The sequence below is a fragment of the Pseudomonas cucumis genome (genome assembly GCF_030687935.1).
GTDB classification, from domain to species: domain Bacteria; phylum Pseudomonadota; class Gammaproteobacteria; order Pseudomonadales; family Pseudomonadaceae; genus Aquipseudomonas; species Aquipseudomonas cucumis.
Window position 1 is genome coordinate 4,364,182 of the sequence record NZ_CP117454.1, and the last position, 16,824, is coordinate 4,381,005.

A 16,824-nucleotide genomic window follows, 5' to 3' on the forward strand; every position below is an offset into this window, starting at 1 on the left:
GCGTGGCAAAACCAGTGCCTGTTCAGCTCAAGACTTCACTCAGCGGGATGAAGCTCACCCAATCACCCTCGATCAGCGTACGGTCCTCCAGCACTTCGACCAAACCGTCAGCCCAGGCAGCACTGCGCAGTACGCCAGAGCTCTGATTTCCGTAGATGATTGCCCGGCCGTTCTCCAGACGTCCGCGCAAATACTCACGTCGGTTACCAGCCTTTGGCCAGACAAACCCTGCCGGCACCTGAAACTTCAGGGGCTCAACTTCTTTTACGCCTTGGCGGCGCAAAAGGTAGGGCCTTGCCAACAGAGCAAAAGTCACCAGGGTCGACGCCGGATTGCCGGGCAAACCAATCACAGGCACGCCACGAAAATGCCCGAACGTCAGCGGCTTACCTGGTTTGATGGCAAGCTTCCACAGAGTCAATTCGCCCTCTTCCCGCAAGGCAATGCCCAGAAAGTCGGCCTCTCCTACCGATACGCCACCGGTCGAAAGAATCAGGTCGACATCCTTTAACTCACCAAGGCGGGCACGAGTGGTCGCTAAATCATCGGGAAGAATGCCAGCATCGATCACCTCACAACCCAAGCGCTGCAACCAGCTGCAGAGCAATACTCGATTACTGTTGTAGATCTGTCCCGGCCCAAGGGCCAGGCCGGGCTCAATCAACTCATCACCGGTAGACAACACCGCAACACGAACCTTGCGAACCACGTCCAGCTCAGCGCATCCCAGCGATGCCGCCAGCCCCTGCTCGATAGCCCCCAGACGCGTTCCGACGGGCAAGATCAACTCACCAACAGTGGTTTCCTGACCTTGTGGACGGATGTTCTGTCCTGGGTTCATGGTCTCGGTGAAACGTACCCGCTCATCCGCCTGAACCTCGGCATTCTCTTGCATCTCGACACAGTCGGCGCCTGCGGGCACCGGCGCGCCGGTGAAGATTCGTGCACAGGTACCTGGCTTTAAAGGCTCCGGGGCCTGGCCTGCAAAAATCTTCTGACTGACCACCAACGGCTGTCCTGTCCAGTCGGCCAGGTGCAAGGCATAACCGTCCATGGCACTGTTGGGCCAAGGCGGCAAATCAAGTGTCGAGACCAGGTCAGCGGCCAGTACACGCCCCTGAACCTGCGCCAACGGCAAGCGTTCGTGTTCGCGAATCTTCGAGGCGTCGGCCATTTCCAGTAAGCGCGCCAGTGCCACCTCGACAGCCATCAGACTGCCAGTCTTGCCTGGCTTACCCACGGGTTTCACAGGGTGCCGCCTGTTTCAGATGGGCCACGAAATTGCATGGACGGTGACGCGAATCCAGTTGCTCGGCGAGAATGCCGTCCCAACCGGTGCGCACCGCATTGGTCGAGCCCGGCAAACAGCAGACCAGCGTGCCATTGGCCAGACCGGCCAAGGCCCGGGATTGAACAGTCGAGGTACCGATATCCGCTACCGATATCTGCCGGAACAATTCACCAAAACCATCGACCTGCTTATCCAGCAGGCAACTCACGGCTTCGGGTGTGCTGTCGCGACCGGTGAACCCGGTACCGCCAGTGATCAGCACCACTTGCACGACTTCATCGGCAATCCAGTTGGCGACTTGCGCGCGAATTTTGTAGAGGTCATCTTTAAGCAATACACGGGCCGCCAGGTTATGACCGGCAGCGCTCAAACGGTCGACGAAGACCTGGCCTGAGGTATCGGTTTCCAGGGTACGGGTATCGCTGACAGTCAGCACCGCGATGTTGAGCGGTGCGAAAGGTACATCAGCCTTGGCTTTCATAGGCTCGTCCAGTTGTAGGAGAAACAGCCCGGTGTTATATCACAGCGCCTCATTTTTTCGCCGCCCCCATGGAGAAGCGCGATGACCTCGAATACACCTCTGGCGCCTTGCTCCATTCTGCTCCTGGCTGGCGGGCGCGGCCAACGCATGGGCGGTCAGGACAAGGGTTTGCTGGATTGGCACGGCGAACCGCTGATCGTGCATCTGCACCGCAAGACACGCCCGCTGAGTGATGACCTGATCATCTCCTGCAACAGAAACCTGGAAAAATATGCGCCTTATGCGGATCAGTTGGTCCATGACGACGAAGGCGACTTTCCGGGACCGTTGGCAGGTATTCGCGCAGGCCTGAAAGCTGCCCGCCATCCTCATCTGTTGGTGCTGCCCTGCGATGTGCCACGCATCGATGCGGCGCTGCTCCAGAGCATGCGTGAAACCGCCGGGCAGCATCCGGACAAACCGCTGATGCTGCGCCATGGCGAACACTGGGAACCCTTGCTGTGCATGATTCCAGTCGCCCTTTCAGCAGCTTTCGAGACCGCCTGGAACGAAGGCGAGCGCAGCCCGGGCCGCCTTATGCGCAAACTGGGCGCCACAGCCCTGCAATGCCCGGATAACGACGCTCGCCTGGCCAATCTCAATACGCCGGAACTGTTAAGCACACACCGCACTGTGTCAGACTGACAGGCGAAGGAACTTGCGCGCGTTGTATACGTCTCAAGCTCAGCAATCAAAAGAATTCCCATTCGGAGACACACACATGACTCAACGGACCCTCGCCACTTTCATGCTCGCACTGGGCCTTGCCACCCTCGCCGGTTGCGCATCACCTACAGTGATCACCTTGAATGACGGTCGAGAAATCCAGGCCGTCGACGCGCCTAAGTACGATGAAGAATCGGGCTTTTACGAATTCGAACAACTGGATGGCAAGCAAACCCGCGTCAACAAAGATCAGGTCCGTACCGTTAAAGATCTGTAATCTTTACGGCGACAACCGGATACAGAAAAGCCCGCTTTAAAAGCGGGCTTTTTCGTGGCTGAAGAAAAGCAGAATCGTTAACCCTGTGATCACCACTGCAAGGTGATGGTGCTTTCGAATTCTCTTTCCTGCCCCGTGACCGGATCGACAAATCGCAGCCCTTGGGCCAACAGCTTCAAGGGGTTGGCATAGTCATCTTCAACGTCCTTGAGCACCCGCGGATAGAACGGATCATTGCAGATGCTGGCCCCCAGGGCTGTCATGTGAACTCGCAACTGATGTTTCTTGCCCGTCACCGGGTACAGCGCATAACGCCAGAGTTCACCGTTCTTTTCCCTGACCTCGACAGCCGTCTCGGTATTGCTGATACCCGGACCTTCCTGCATGCGAAAAAACGGCTCGCCATCGATAAGTCGACTTTTATGGATCAGCGGGAAGGAGTGTTCCGGCAATGCCCGGGCGATAGCTTCATAGCGCTTTTCGATCTGTCGTGTAGGAAACAATGACTGATACGCCGACCGACTCTGAGGGTTGGCTGAAAACAGCACCAGCCCCGCCGTATGCCGGTCAATGCGATGCAAAGGCACCAGATGCGGGTTATCCAGTCGACGGATCAGCCGTCGCAGCAATGTCTGCTCCACGTATTCGCCCGCCGGAGTCACGGGCAGAAAGTGTGGTTTGTCTGCCACCACCAGATGCTCGTCGGCATAGAGGATCGACTCCACCACCGGGATCGGTTTTTCGTCCGGCACCTCACGAAAATAATGAATCCGCAGACCTTCCTTGTAAGGCAGGTCCAAGGCGATCGGCAGCCCTTGCCCATCGAGGACACGACCGCGAGCAATTCTGTCCAGCCATTGTTCACGACCGATGGCGCTAAAGTGCTCGCACAGGCAATCGAGTACGGTCTGCCACGGCCCCGGCGGCAGATAGAGCGTGCTGGCCTGGTTATGTGCAGCAGAAAAAGATGAAATGGACATACGAAAAGCTCTAATCCTCAATGCAGGGCGGCATTATCCAACAGTGGCCGGAACGAACCTAGAAGAGAATCCTCAGGCCGGTATCGACTGTGTTCGAGCGGCCGCCTCGGTGAACTCCTTGAGCCAGCGCAGCACATCCACCGCTTCCCAGCGACCCGGGTCATAAAGCGCATACAACAAACCCTGATAGCCCACGACATCCAGCTGCCGGTGATAGCCCGCACGCTGGAACAAGGCTTCGATTTCGGCGAAACAGGTATTGAAATGCAGTTTGTTGAAGGGCGTTTTCCCCTCCGTGACCAGGCCATCCAAACGCAATTCGAGCACGGCCTCGCGCACCACGTCCGCCGACATCCGGTTCACGCTGTTCTTCAATTGTTCGACATTGACCAAGGTTCATCCCTCTGACGTCCGGGATCGGCTGCCAAACCCGAAACAGGGAAAAGCATGGCAGGCAATCGGAGTAACTGTATACGCATACAGTATCCGAATAACATCGGTTAAGCCAAGGTATCAATCATAAAGTTCGACACACGGGAACACCGCCCCACCCCCTACCGCAGGAAGGCCACCACTTCATCGGCACTGAACGGCCAGCCCAGCTCAGCGCCGGTATCGACCCGTCGCAACACTGGAATACGCAGACTGTAAGCTTCGAACCACGTTTCGTCCTCAGCGATATCCACCAGCTCCACCAACAAACCGCGCTCGACAAATTCCATCAGCATGGCTTCGGCGACTTCACAGAGATGGCAACCAACGGTGCCGAACAGCTGACATTCAGGAAGCATGACGAAAAGACCCATCGAAGTAAGCGCTCATTCTAGGCCCGCTATCAAAAGCCGTCGAGCCGCCGCCCGATCTGTCTGAGCAATGGCTGATTTCAAGAGATTTCGGCAAACTCCTGACGCAAATCATTCGCCTCAACTGCCACTTGCGCGATGCTCGCCTCTTTTTTGCCTCTACGCTTGAGTAGCCAGAACCCTCACCCGGAGTTTATGTGTTCGCCAATCTGTTGATCATCTTCACCTCCTCTCTGGTGGTGATTGCGCTGTTCCAGCGCCTGCGCTTGCCACCGGTGCTGGGCTACCTGTGCGTGGGGCTGATGATCGGGCCGACAGCATTCAACTGGGTGAATGAAAGCGAAGATTTACCCGACCTTGCCGAGTTGGGCGTGGTCTTTTTGCTGTTTTCTCTCGGGCTTGAGTTTTCCTTGTCGAAAATGCTCGCACTGCGCCAAGTGGTTTTTGGCCTGGGCAGCCTGCAAGTGCTGCTTTCCGGGATAGTGCTGGGGGGGTTGCTGATGCTATTTGGCATGCCAACCATATCTGCACTGTTACTCGGTGCCGGTTTGGCGCTGTCGTCCACCGCAATTGTCAGCAAGGAGTTGAGCAGCCTCGGTGAGCTTTTCAGCCGCCACGGCCAGAATGCCATTGCCGTGCTGTTGTTCCAGGACGTGGTCGCGGTGTTGCTGCTGACCCTGGTGCCGGTGTTCGCCGGCAGCAGCGACCAGGCCTGGTATTGGGCGCTGCCATTGACGTTGGGCAAGACTATCGTGCTGTTCGTCGGTCTGCTGCTGGTCAGTCGCTGGTTTTTGCCCCGCCTGTTTCATGAAGTCGCCGGGTCCCGCTCCGCTGAGCTGTTCGTGCTGTTGGCGCTGGTGATCGTTCTGCTGACGGCCTGGCTGACTCACCTGCTCGGTCTCTCCCCAGCCCTGGGCGCCTTTCTCGCCGGCATGCTACTGGGGGAAAGCCACTACCGGCATCAGATCGAGGCGGACATCCGTCCGTTTCGCGACATTCTGCTCGGGGTGTTCTTCGTCAGCATCGGCATGCTGATCGACTTGCGACTGTTTGCCAGCCACGGCCTGCTGATTCTCGGTCTGACGCTGGTGTTGCTGCTGATCAAAGGCACCGTGGTCGCGCTGCTGGTCAAATGGCGCGGCAGCGATGTCGAAACCGCCTGGCGCAGCGGCCTGGCATTGGCTCAAGGGGGCGAATTCTGCTTTGCCCTGATGGCGCAGATGCAGCAGAACAAACTGATGCCCGCTGACTTCGGTGGCCTGCTGCTGGCCGCCACGTTCTGCTCGATGCTGGTAACGCCTTTACTGCTGCGCGCAGCTCCCCACATCGCCACACGTTTGCACCACAAGCCCAACGAAGAAGCCGAGCTCGAAGAAATCAGCGCGCTCAATGCAGGCTTGCACAATCACGTAGTAATTTGTGGCTACGGCCGCGTAGGCCAATCCATCGGGCGGGTCCTGCGTAATGTAGATCAACCTTACATTGCGCTGGATACCGACCCGGTGCGGGTTCAGGAAGCAGCCGTCAATGAAAGCTGTGTTCATTACGGCGACTCACGTCGCGGCGAGTTGCTGGTCGCGATAGGGCTGGAACGCGCCAGACTGCTGGTGGTCGCCGTGGACCAGACGGACATCGCACTGTTGATCCTCAAGGAAGCACGCCGCTTCAACCCGAGCGTGTCGATCCTGGTGCGCACACGGGACGACAGTCAGTTGGCCGAGTTGAAGGCCGCCGGCGCCAGCGAAGTCGTACCCGAGTTGCTGGAGTCGAGCCTGATGCTCGCCTCCCACGCGCTGATCATGCTGGGCATACCCGGCCAGCAGGTGCGAGACCGGGTCGACCAGGTACGGCGTGACCGTTATCGCCTGCTGCACGGTTTTTACCCCGGCACCGACGATGAAGAACGCTGATTCAATCCTGACTCACGGCACCGATCTTGTGCACCGACAAGTCCGCGCCGTAATACTCCTCTTCCTGGCTCAGGCGCAGACCATGGAACGCCTTGATCGCGCCATACACCGCAAAACCGCCGGCCAGTGCTACGATCACCCCCAGAGAAGTGCCGATCAACTGGCTGATCAGGCTCACGCCCCCCAAACCACCCAAGGCGGTTTGACCAAAGATGCCGCAAGCGATCCCGCCCCAGACACCACACAGTCCATGCAAAGGCCAGACGCCCAGCACATCATCGATACGCCATTTGCCTTGAGCCGCAGTAAAGCACCAGACAAACAGTGCCCCGGCGATGGCACCGGTCACCAACGCGCCCACCGGATGCATCAGATCCGAGCCTGCACAGATCGCCACCAACCCGGCCAATGGGCCGTTATGCAGGAAGCCCGGGTCATTGCGCCCGACGATCAACGCCGCCACGGTGCCGCCGACCATGGCCATCAGCGAGTTCACCGCCACCAGCCCGCTGACCCCTTGCAGGGTCTGGGCGCTCATCACGTTGAAGCCGAACCAGCCGACGATCAAAATCCACGAACCCAACGCAAGAAAGGGAATGCTCGACGGTGCGAATGCCACCAGTCTTCCGTCGCGATAACGACCTTGCCTTGGGCCGAGCAACAACACCGCCGCGAGTGCCAGCCAGCCGCCCATGGCGTGAACCACCACGGAGCCTGCGAAGTCATGAAAACTGGCACCGAACCGTTCCAGCAACCAGGCTTGCAAACCAAAGTTGCCATTCCAGATCATGCCTTCGAAGAAGGGATAGATGAATGCCACGATCAGCGCCGTCGCACACAACTGAGGGACGAACCGGGCACGCTCGGCGATGCCTCCCGAAATGATTGCCGGTATCGCCGCAGCAAAGGTCAGCAGAAAGAAAAACTTCACCAGCCCATAGCCATGGTCGGCAGTAATCACCGCCGCCGGTTGCATGAAAGTGACCCCATAAGAAATCCAATAGCCTATAAAGAAGTAGGCCAGGGTCGAGATGGCGAAGTCGCTGAGGATTTTCGACAAGGCATTGACCTGGTTCTTTTGTCGAACCGTACCCACCTCGAGAAAGGCAAAACCGGCGTGCATGGCCAAGACCATGACCGCACCGATAAGGATGAACAACGTATTGGAGCTATGGACCAGACTGTCCACAGCACTTTGCAGATTTTCCATGGATTGGCAGACCTGAAGGCTGAAAAAAAGCACCAAAGCAGTTCGCGCAGATGGCTTACGCACCAAGTTGCAGCTCACCCAGACCGCAGCGCTGATCTGGATGAACCGGTTTGGCGCACAAAACCGCAGCCTCTGCGCGAGTTTTGATTATTTGAGTTAAGGTTTTACTGAAATCATGCCCGGCAACAGCGCAATGGCGCAGGCTGACGCACCACGACACAGCAAAAGTTGTACCAGTCATTTGTACTGAACCTTCACGCAAGGCTCATACTCGAACGCTTCAGAAGCCACTTACGGAGATCACCAATGGCACGCACCACAGCAAAGACTGCTCAAGAAGTTCTGATGGAAGATTTTCAGACGCTGGTCACCGACACTGAAAGGTTGCTGGAACACACCAAATCCCTGGCTGGCGATCAAGCCGATGAGTTGCGCCAGCAGATCCATGACAGTCTGCTGCGCGCGCGGGAAACCCTGAGATTGACCGAAGACTCGGTGCGCGAGCGCGGCAAAGCTGCTGTCACCGCCACGGAAGATTATGTCCAGGCCAACCCATGGCAATCGGTCGGAATCGCGGCTGGCGTGGGTTTCCTGATTGGCCTGCTAGCCACTCGGCGCTGATATGGCGATCGGCGAATCCGGCCCGTCCGCGACGGGCACCGGCTCATCACCGCGGCGCCTCGGTGCCGCGTTTCTTGGACTGCTGCACAGTCATGTCGAACTGTTCGGCATTGAATTGCAGGAACAAAAAGCACGCACCGTAAGCCTGTTGCTGTTTGCAGGCCTGACGCTGGTGTTTGCCTTGTTATTGCTGGTGGGGTTGTCGACGCTGGTGTTGATCCTGTTTTGGGACACCTATCGCCTGCCCGCAATTATCGGGCTGTGTGTGTTCTATACCCTCGCAGCGTTGTTCTGTGCGATGCGCTTGAGAGCAGCGATTTTCGATGAGTCCTCGCCCTTCCACGGCACCCTGGAAGAGTTGGCCAATGATCGGGAGCGTCTGTTGCCATGAGCATGTCTGAACTTCCCCGCAACAGCTCGCGCACGGAAATGCGCAAGGCACTGATCCGCCTGCGCATGGAAATGCATCGCCAGGAAATTCGCCACGAATCCCAACACCTGTTGCACCCCCTGCAACGGGTGCGTGGCATGACGCAAAACCTGCAAGACGGCCTCGGCATCAAACACGCCCCGCTCTGGGGCATCGCGGCCGTGATCGGGTTGGGCTTTCTGACCGGCAAAGGTGCCAAGGGTGGCGGTATCGGCAGCCTGACTCGGCTGGCTCGCCTGGGCGTCACGCTGGGGCCACTGATCAAGCTGATCATGCAGAGCTCTTCGCGCAAAAACTAGTCAGTCCTGTTTGGCTGCATTCTTGCAATACCACCAGGATTAACCTCTTTACCGAGAGGTTAATCCTGCGTACCTGCTTGGTGTCCAGGTTTACCCAGAATAAAACCTCACTAAGGAGGCCTCGTGATCGACGGGCAACCGCTCGCCTGCTTTCAGCCGTTCATCGATACTGCCACGGGCCGCATCGCTGGCGTCGAAGCGTTAGGTCGACTGCGTCAGGCCGACGGCCAATTGACCTCAGTAGGACCGCTGTTCGCCGACCCGCGAACCCCCGCCATCGCCCTGCGTCGTCTCGATCGCCAGATTCGCGATGATGCGCTGAGCCGTCTGCATGAAGCGCCCCCGGACTGGTTTCTCAGCCTGAACATATCGCCCCGCTGGATCAGTCGCTTGCGCCGGGACCAGGCACTGCCAAGCCTCAAGCAGCTGAGCAGGCATGGCGTCGACGCGCAGCGAATCGTGTTCGAAATCACCGAACTGGGCGGCGACAGCCAACGTCTGGCCGAAGTCGTGGCCCGTTATCGACAAGCCGGGGCGCGGATCGCCATTGATGATTTCGGTGCCGGTTACTCTCAGCTTGATCGCGTGCTGGCCCTGCAACCGGACATTCTCAAGCTCGACATGCGGCTATTCCAGGCCGCTGCATTGGGTGGCCCCAGCAGCGACGTGGTAAAGGCACTGGCGCAAATGGCGGAGAAAACCGGCTGCTGGATTATCGCCGAGGGCGTGGAAACCGAAGCTCAACTGAATTTTGCCCTGGAGTGTGGTTCGCGCTACGTACAGGGCTTTCTGTTCGCCCGTGCGCAAGCTGATTTCTTCGCCACTGATGCCTTTGTCGAGCGCTTCGCGCAACTGCGCCAGCGCTATGTTCAGCAAAAACTGGCTGAGCGCGCTCGCCTGATGATCATGCGCCAGCAACTCAGCGAACTGATGACCATCCTGCAAGCCTGGGCTCAAGCCAGCGCGCCCCTCAGCACCTTGCCGCAACTGGAAGCGTTTCCCTGGCTGTTGCGTTTTTATCAATGCGACCGCCATGGCACGCAGCTGACCCCCAACCTGGAATGGCGCAACAACGGCTGGGAAGCCGATAACCGCTACCTGGGCCATAACTGGTCATGGCGCCCCTACTTCTATCACTTGCTGGCCGAGGGTTGGGATGAGCGCCGGCTGACGCTTTCCAACACCTACCGCGATGCCACCAGCAATCAGTACTGCCTCACCGCCGGGCAATTTTTCGATAACGGCGAGCGACTGCTGCTCATCGATATTGATGCTGCGGGGCTGTAGTTCTTCTTGCAGGTATCGGCTCGAACCGGGAAGCTAGAGGTTCAGTCACCTGACGGAGAAACCAGCCTTGGATTGGCAAACCCTGCTTACCCGCGAACGCCTCGGAAAGCCTGTGCACAGCCCGGAAGAACTCGGCCGCAGCCCTTTCCATAAAGACCACGATCGCATTATTTTTTCGGGCGCGTTTCGCCGTCTCGGGCGCAAGACCCAGGTCCATCCGGTCTCCAGCAACGACCACATCCACACGCGCCTGACCCACTCGCTGGAAGTCAGCTGCGTCGGCCGTTCGCTGGGCATGCGCGTTGGTGAAACCATCCGCAGTGCCCTGCCCGACTGGTGCGAACCGAGCGACCTGGGAATGGTGGTGCAATCGGCTTGCCTTGCCCATGACATCGGTAATCCGCCCTTCGGTCATTCCGGTGAAGACGCGATCCGCCACTGGTTCCAGCAGGCCGCTGGCCGTGGCTGGCTGGATGCGATGAGCGAAGCCGAACGCAATGACTTCCTCAATTTCGAAGGCAATGCCCAAGGTTTCCGGGTGCTTACCCAGCTTGAATACCACCAGTTCGAAGGAGGAACCCGGCTGACCTACGCCACGCTGGGCACCTACCTGAAATACCCGTGGACTGCTCGGCACGCCGACTCACTGGGCTACAAGAAGCACAAGTTCGGCTGCTATCAGAGCGAACTGCCGCTGTTGGAACAGATCGCTCATAAACTCGGCCTGCCCCAGCTGGACGAACAACGCTGGGCGCGCCATCCGCTGGTGTATCTGATGGAGGCCGCCGACGACATCTGCTACGCGCTGATCGATCTGGAAGATGGTCTGGAGATGGAGCTGCTGGAATACGCCGAAGTCGAGTCCCTGCTGCTGGACCTGGTGGGCGACGATCTCCCGGAAACCTATCGCCAGCTCGGCCCACAGGATTCGCGTCGGCGCAAACTGGCGATCCTGCGGGGCAAAGCCATCGAACACCTGACCAACGCAGCAGCCCGAGCCTTCGTCGAGCAACAGGATGCGCTGCTTGCCGGCACGCTGCCTGGCGACCTGGTGGAACACATGCATGGCCCCGCCAAACGTTGCGTCTTGAATGCCAAGGACATGGCGCGCAAAAAAATCTTCCAGGACAAGCGCAAGACGCTCCACGAAATCGGCGCCTACACCACCCTGGAAATCCTGCTCAACGCCTTTTGCGGCGCGGCACTGGAGCAGCACAACGGCCGCACGCCATCCTTCAAGAACCGCCGCATACTCGACCTCTTGGGCAACAATGCGCCCGATCCTCATGGCCCATTGCATACCTCTTTTTTGCGCATGATTGATTTCATTGCCGGCATGACCGACAGCTATGCCGGTGAAATGGCGCTGGAAATGACCGGTCGTTCAAGCCCCCGATAAAAACGTATCGATCAGCCGCGTCAGAGACGCTGAGCGGCTGATCGAATGTCTCGATATTCATTTGTATTTCAACGTTGACAGAATCGCCCTACACCTTGTGCAGAGCTGACTGATCGATTGTTCGGCCATATCGCGAAACAATCAAAGTCCCAATGCTCGACAGATGAAGCATGAAAATCCCTATGTTCAAACATGATTGGCGCATCTTGCTGGTGGAAGATCATCCTTTTCAACTAAGAGCGACCCAATACCTGCTCGAGAGTTATGGTTTCACTCAATTGACTACCACCGACAGTGCCGAAGGCGCCTTGCAACACATGCTCAAGGCTGCGCAACCGTTCGATATTCTTCTGTGCGACCAATGCCTGCCCGACCTGCCAGGTCTCGACTTGATTGCATACGCCAGCCACCGGGGGATGATCAGACAGGCAATACTTCTAAGCAGTCTGACATCCATCGAACTGGACGAACTTAAAGTAATGGCCTGTAACCATGATTTGCCCTTGCTCGGTTACTTGATCAAACCACTGAAACAATCAGACTTCAGAAACTTGTTGACCTTGGCCTCTCCATAAAGCGCAAAAAACCAAACACACTAACGACATGATCAAAACATCAATTCACACCTCTAACTCAATGCTTTCGATCTCTTGACTATCCCGATCGAACTTTTGCCCTTCTTCATGCAAAACCTAGTTGATACGTAGTCCTATTCTTCTTCATTTGTAGGACTTTTCCTATATTGCCGCTACAGCGACCTCAGTTCATGCGGCCCCTCAACTATCTGAGCTAAGGTGCGCGCTTTATTTGTGCACGTATGGGATTTGATTATGAACTCCGTTTTTATTGTCGACGATCACCCTGTCATTCGCCTCGCCGTTCGAATGCTGCTGGAACATGAAGGTTACAAAGTCGTCGGCGAAACTGACAATGGGGTCGATGCAATGCAGATGGTCCGCGAGTGCATGCCTGACCTGATCATCCTCGACATCAGCATTCCCAAACTGGATGGGCTGGAAGTTCTTTCCCGTTTCAACGCCATGAGTACACCACTCAAAACACTGGTATTGACGGCACAGTGTCCGACACTTTTTGGTATTCGCTGCATGCAGTCCGGTGCATCGGGGTATGTATGCAAACAGGAAGACCTGAGTGAACTGATGAGTGCGATCAAAGCAGTCTTGTCAGGTTACAACTATTTCCCCAGTCAGGCCTTGAACCCTGTCCGTCGAGACGACGCGCGCTGGGCCGATCTGGAGTTATTCAAATCCGTTAACGATCGGGAGTTGATGGTATTACAACTTTTCGCCCAGGGTCGCACCAACAAAGAGATTGCCAAGGGCATGTTTCTTAGCAACAAAACGGTCAGCACCTATAAAAAACGACTCATGCAAAAACTCAAAGCCAAATCCCTGGTTGAACTCATCGATATGGCAAAACGTAACGCGTTAGTGTGAGAAACAGGATGCCCAGTCGTTTCAAGGATTATCTGATACTCATGGCCGCGGGTTTATGCCTGAGCACCCCGGTTCTCGCGACGCAGACGACCAGCGAGCACTACACCCTGCTCAGTCGCTCGACGGCTGGGCACATGGAAGTCCAATTGGATATCTCACAACGACAATGGGTCAAAGAAAAACGTGAATTGATCCTGGGTACATCTGCTCCGGATTATCCTCCTTTCGACCTGACGCTCAGCGGCCAGGACTATGAAGGTTTCACCGCCGATTACGCGGGCATCCTCGGCAACGCTATGGGATTGCCGATCAAAATTCAGCGCTTCGCGTCCCGAGGAGCCGCGATCGAGGCGCTGGAAAAAGGCCAGGTCGACATGCTTGGCACCGCCAATGGGTTCGAGGCCGACAATGCCGAGATTGCCCTATCCATGCCTTATGCGGTGGACCAACCCGTACTGGTGACACGAGAAGGAGAAACCAGATCGCTGACCGATGGGCTTGCCGGCATGCGGCTCAGCATGGTGTATCACTATCTGCCTCTGAATGAGGTCAGGGCGCTGTATCCGAAGGCAATCATCACCTCCTATCCCTCCTACCAGAATGCAATCAATGCGGTTGCCTTCGACCAGGCGGACGTTTTTCTCGGTGACACCATTTCAACCCACTACATGATCAACAAGGGGTATCTGAACAACATCCGCATGGCCAACTTCGGTCAACACGAAGCCCACGGTTTCAGCTTTGCCGTGCAAAAGGACAACATGGATCTGCTCGGGATCATCAACACGGTACTCAGGGCCATTCCCACCAGCGAGCGAGAAAACATTGCCAAACGCTGGAGTGCCGGCAGCGACATTCTTCTCACCGATCACAAACTGCAACTCAGCCACCGCGAAGAACGCTGGCTGGCACAACATCCGGTCGTGCGCGTCGTGGTCAATGAAGCGTTTGCGCCACTGACGTTTTTCGACAGCGATGGCAACTTTCGGGGCGTCACGGCGGATCTGCTCGAGCTGATCAGATTGCGCACCGGTTTGCGTTTCGAAATCCTGCGCAGCCGAAGCGATGATGCGATGGTCGAGCAGATCGTTAACCATCAGGCCGACCTGATCGCTGCCCTACTCCCTAGCGTCCAACGTGAAACGACGTTGAACTTCAGCCGCCCCTATCTGGAAAACTCCTTTGTGCTGCTGACGCGCAAAGCGGCCGACAGCCCGACAAACCTCACGCAATTGCAGGACAAACGCCTGGCGATCGCCCAAGGCAATCCCCTGGTGGATTACCTGCGTAGCGAGTTTCCGCGGATCAACCTGGTTGAAACCCCGGACACATTCAGCGCCGTGCAGTTGCTCGCCGAGGGCCAGGCAGAAGGTGCGGTGAATTCTCTGGTGATCGCCAACTACTTCATCTCATCAAGGATCTTCGAACAGGCACTTCAGATCAGTACCACCATCGGCACCCGACAGGCAGCATTTTCCCTGGCGACCGGGCGCGACGCCAAAGAACTGAATGGGATTCTCGACAAGGCACTATTGAGCATTGCACCGGAAGAGCTGGGCATCATCAACAGCCGCTGGCGTGGCTATTCCGCGGCCTCGCAAAGTACCTGGCGCAACTATCACCGGGTGTTCTATCAGATCGTTATCAGCGCCAGCGTGTTGCTGCTGATATCCGTTGCCTGGAACGCCTATATGAGGCGCCAGATAAAACAGCGGCAGGCGGCCGAACGGGCATTGAACGATCAACTGGAATTCATGCGCTCACTGGTCAATGGCACGCCTCATCCCATTTATGTGCGTGATCGCCAGGGATTGCTGCGAAGCTGCAACGACAGTTACCTGGAAACCTTCTGTGCGAAACGCGAAGACATCATTGGTAAAGGCGTCATACAGGGCGCCCTCGGCAACGCTTTCGAAGCTCGGGAATATCAGGCGGACTACCAGCGCGTCATGGCCGAGGGAACGCCGCTGGTTCTCGACCGTCCGTTGCACATCGGCGACCGCAAGCTGACGATCTATCACTGGGTTCTTCCCTATCGAGACTCGAGCGGTGACGTGCAAGGCATCATTGGCGGCTGGGTCGACATCAGCGAACGGCGGCAACTGTTCGATGAACTACGGGCCGCGAAAGAGCAAGCCGATGCTGCCAACCGAGCTAAAAGCACCTTTCTGGCGACCATGAGCCATGAGATCCGCACGCCCATGAATGCAATCATCGGCATGCTCGAACTGACGCTCAAACGTATCGATCACAGCCATCCGGATCGACCGGCCATCGATGTCGCGTACCACTCGGCGAAAGACCTACTGGAACTGATCGGGGACATTCTCGATATTGCGCGCATTGAATCCGGGCGCTTGAGCCTGAGCCCGGAGCGCGTCGATCTGGTTGAAACCGCAGCCTCGGTGGTGCGGATCTTCGACGGGCTGGCCCGACAGAAAAATCTTGGGCTGCAACTGGAATTCAGTCCTGCCAAACCACCCTTCGATGTGTTACTGGACCCGATGCGCTTCAAGCAGGTGCTGTCCAACCTGGTCAGCAATGCCATCAAGTTTACGCAACAGGGCCAAATCAGAATCAGCGTCGAGTTGCAGCCGACCGACGAACCCGGCCGGGTCCAATTGCAGTTGCTGGTTGAAGACAGTGGTGCGGGGATCAGCGAGCAGGATCAACAGCGGTTGTTCGAGCCTTTCGTCCAGGCCGATGACTCCGGCCAGTTAGCCAGAGGCGGTGCGGGGCTGGGCCTGGTGATCAGCCGCAACCTGTGCAAGATGATGGACGGCAGCCTGCAATTGAACAGTCAGCCGGGTGTCGGCACACAGGTTCGGGTTTCGCTGAACCTGGCCACCCTGCCGGCGGAACGGATGCCGGAACAGGTCGAGCCGCAAATCCATCCGAGCACTGCTCCCTTGAACGTTCTGGTGGTCGATGATCACCCGGCCAATCGCTTGCTCATGTGCCAGCAACTGGAGTTTCTGGGGCATCGGTTCAACGTCGCAGCGGATGGCGAGGCGGGGTTCGAGGTATGGAAGAATCAGCCATTCGACCTGGTGATTGCCGATTGCAACATGCCGATCATGAATGGATATGAGCTGGTCCGTGCCATTCGCCAACATGAACAACACATGCAGCGTCCTCCCTGCACTGTTCTGGGTTTCACCGCCAATGCGCAACCGGAGGAAAGACAACGCTGCAAGCTGGCCGGGATGGACGATTGCCTGTTCAAACCCCTCAGCCTGACGGCGTTGAGCCACTGGGTCGAAGGCATCAGGCCAACGGTCCGCGCTCCTGCCTTCAGTCTGGAGGGGCTGCATCTATTGACGGGTGGCAACACAACTCTGAACCAGCGATTGTTGGCCGAACTGCTGAACAGCAACCGCCTGGACCGCAAAGCGCTGCTGGCGTTATCCGACTCAAAGGACCGCCAGTCATTCCTCGACATTGCCCACAAAATCAAGGGTGCGGCCCGAATCGTCCAGGCCTCCCGCCTGATCGACAGCTGCGAGGCGCTTGAGCAGGCCTGCAATAACAGGCTCCACCAGGATGAAGTGGCCGATTGCAGCACGTCCATGGCGCGCGCCATGCTTGAACTGGAGCAGGCATTGCAACACCAGATGGCACGCTATGACAAAAGCAGAATGAAGGAGCATTAACTATGCTTGAAGGCTGAGCAG

Annotated in this window: 18 protein-coding genes; 11 read left to right on the top strand and 7 right to left on the bottom strand. The window is 57.3% G+C overall.

All coding sequences use genetic code 11. From position 1 onward, the window contains the following. Positions 1–22: 22 nt before the first annotated feature. Positions 23–1,249, bottom strand: a complete 1,227-nt coding sequence (locus PSH97_RS19690; protein ID WP_305446356.1) for a molybdopterin molybdotransferase MoeA — start codon at positions 1,247–1,249, stop codon at positions 23–25. Next, positions 1,233–1,772, bottom strand: a complete 540-nt coding sequence (moaB, locus tag PSH97_RS19695; protein ID WP_008075630.1) for a molybdenum cofactor biosynthesis protein B — start codon at positions 1,770–1,772, stop codon at positions 1,233–1,235. Before moaB ends, PSH97_RS19690 begins: the two co-directional genes overlap by 17 nt. 81 nt (positions 1,773–1,853) lie before the next feature. Between moaB and mobA the strand changes: the two genes are divergently transcribed. Both mobA and PSH97_RS19705 read left to right on the top strand, forming a co-directional pair. Further along, complete coding sequence (gene mobA, locus PSH97_RS19700) at positions 1,854–2,456, top strand: molybdenum cofactor guanylyltransferase MobA (protein ID WP_305446357.1); 603 nt, start codon at positions 1,854–1,856, stop codon at positions 2,454–2,456. Between the two features lie 76 nt (positions 2,457–2,532). Further along, a complete protein-coding gene (locus tag PSH97_RS19705; RefSeq protein WP_038982251.1) occupies positions 2,533–2,754 on the top strand; it encodes a YgdI/YgdR family lipoprotein in 222 nt (73 codons plus the stop codon). Between the two features lie 89 nt (positions 2,755–2,843). Here PSH97_RS19705 and PSH97_RS19710 read toward each other — a convergent pair whose 3' ends face one another. From PSH97_RS19710 to PSH97_RS19720, 3 genes are all read right to left on the bottom strand, one after another. Beyond that, positions 2,844–3,734, bottom strand: coding sequence for a pseudouridine synthase (locus tag PSH97_RS19710; RefSeq protein WP_305446358.1), 891 nt, complete (start codon positions 3,732–3,734; stop codon positions 2,844–2,846). A gap of 72 nt (positions 3,735–3,806) precedes the next feature. After that, positions 3,807–4,127: a hypothetical protein gene (locus tag PSH97_RS19715; protein WP_007895054.1), complete on the bottom strand. Its 321-nt coding sequence runs from the start codon at positions 4,125–4,127 to the stop codon at positions 3,807–3,809. Between the two features lie 161 nt (positions 4,128–4,288). Next, positions 4,289–4,525: a glutaredoxin family protein gene (locus PSH97_RS19720; protein ID WP_305446359.1), complete on the bottom strand. Its 237-nt coding sequence runs from the start codon at positions 4,523–4,525 to the stop codon at positions 4,289–4,291. Positions 4,526–4,734: 209 nt separating this feature from the next. On the opposite strand from PSH97_RS19720, the gene PSH97_RS19725 reads away from it, so the two are divergent. Beyond that, the gene (locus PSH97_RS19725; RefSeq protein WP_305446360.1) at positions 4,735–6,447 is read left to right on the top strand and encodes a cation:proton antiporter; all 1,713 of its coding nucleotides are present in this window, start codon (positions 4,735–4,737) and stop codon (positions 6,445–6,447) included. A 1-nt stretch (position 6,448) separates the two neighbouring features. On the opposite strand, the gene PSH97_RS19730 is transcribed toward PSH97_RS19725, so the two are convergent. Both PSH97_RS19730 and PSH97_RS19735 read right to left on the bottom strand, forming a co-directional pair. Continuing rightward, positions 6,449–7,657, bottom strand: a complete 1,209-nt coding sequence (locus tag PSH97_RS19730; RefSeq protein ID WP_305446361.1) for an ammonium transporter — start codon at positions 7,655–7,657, stop codon at positions 6,449–6,451. 55 nt (positions 7,658–7,712) lie between these two features. After that, on the bottom strand, positions 7,713–7,898 hold the full coding sequence (locus PSH97_RS19735; RefSeq protein WP_305446362.1) for a hypothetical protein: 186 nt from the start codon (positions 7,896–7,898) through the stop codon (positions 7,713–7,715). Between the two features lie 65 nt (positions 7,899–7,963). Here PSH97_RS19735 and PSH97_RS19740 point away from each other — a divergent pair, with 65 nt between their 5' ends. The 8 genes from PSH97_RS19740 (at position 7,964) to PSH97_RS19775 (ending at position 16,803) form a co-directional block, all read left to right on the top strand. After that, a complete protein-coding gene (locus PSH97_RS19740) occupies positions 7,964–8,278 on the top strand; it encodes a DUF883 family protein (RefSeq protein ID WP_008009371.1) in 315 nt (104 codons plus the stop codon). A 1-nt stretch (position 8,279) separates the two neighbouring features. After that, positions 8,280–8,669, top strand: a complete 390-nt coding sequence (locus PSH97_RS19745; protein ID WP_305446364.1) for a phage holin family protein — start codon at positions 8,280–8,282, stop codon at positions 8,667–8,669. Further along, positions 8,666–9,007, top strand: a complete 342-nt coding sequence (locus tag PSH97_RS19750; protein WP_305446365.1) for a hypothetical protein — start codon at positions 8,666–8,668, stop codon at positions 9,005–9,007. The genes PSH97_RS19745 and PSH97_RS19750 overlap by 4 nt, the downstream gene beginning before the upstream one ends. A gap of 123 nt (positions 9,008–9,130) precedes the next feature. Next, a complete protein-coding gene (locus PSH97_RS19755; protein ID WP_007895047.1) occupies positions 9,131–10,294 on the top strand; it encodes an EAL domain-containing protein in 1,164 nt (387 codons plus the stop codon). A 67-nt stretch (positions 10,295–10,361) separates the two neighbouring features. Further along, a complete protein-coding gene (locus tag PSH97_RS19760; RefSeq protein WP_305446366.1) occupies positions 10,362–11,693 on the top strand; it encodes a deoxyguanosinetriphosphate triphosphohydrolase in 1,332 nt (443 codons plus the stop codon). A 170-nt stretch (positions 11,694–11,863) separates the two neighbouring features. Continuing rightward, complete coding sequence (locus PSH97_RS19765) at positions 11,864–12,268, top strand: response regulator (RefSeq protein ID WP_305446367.1); 405 nt, start codon at positions 11,864–11,866, stop codon at positions 12,266–12,268. A gap of 255 nt (positions 12,269–12,523) precedes the next feature. Further along, the gene (locus PSH97_RS19770) at positions 12,524–13,150 is read left to right on the top strand and encodes a response regulator (RefSeq protein ID WP_007895044.1); all 627 of its coding nucleotides are present in this window, start codon (positions 12,524–12,526) and stop codon (positions 13,148–13,150) included. 8 nt (positions 13,151–13,158) lie between these two features. Then, entirely contained in the window at positions 13,159–16,803 is a 3,645-nt protein-coding gene (locus PSH97_RS19775) for a transporter substrate-binding domain-containing protein (RefSeq protein WP_305446368.1), read from the top strand. Positions 16,804–16,824 lie beyond the last annotated feature (21 nt).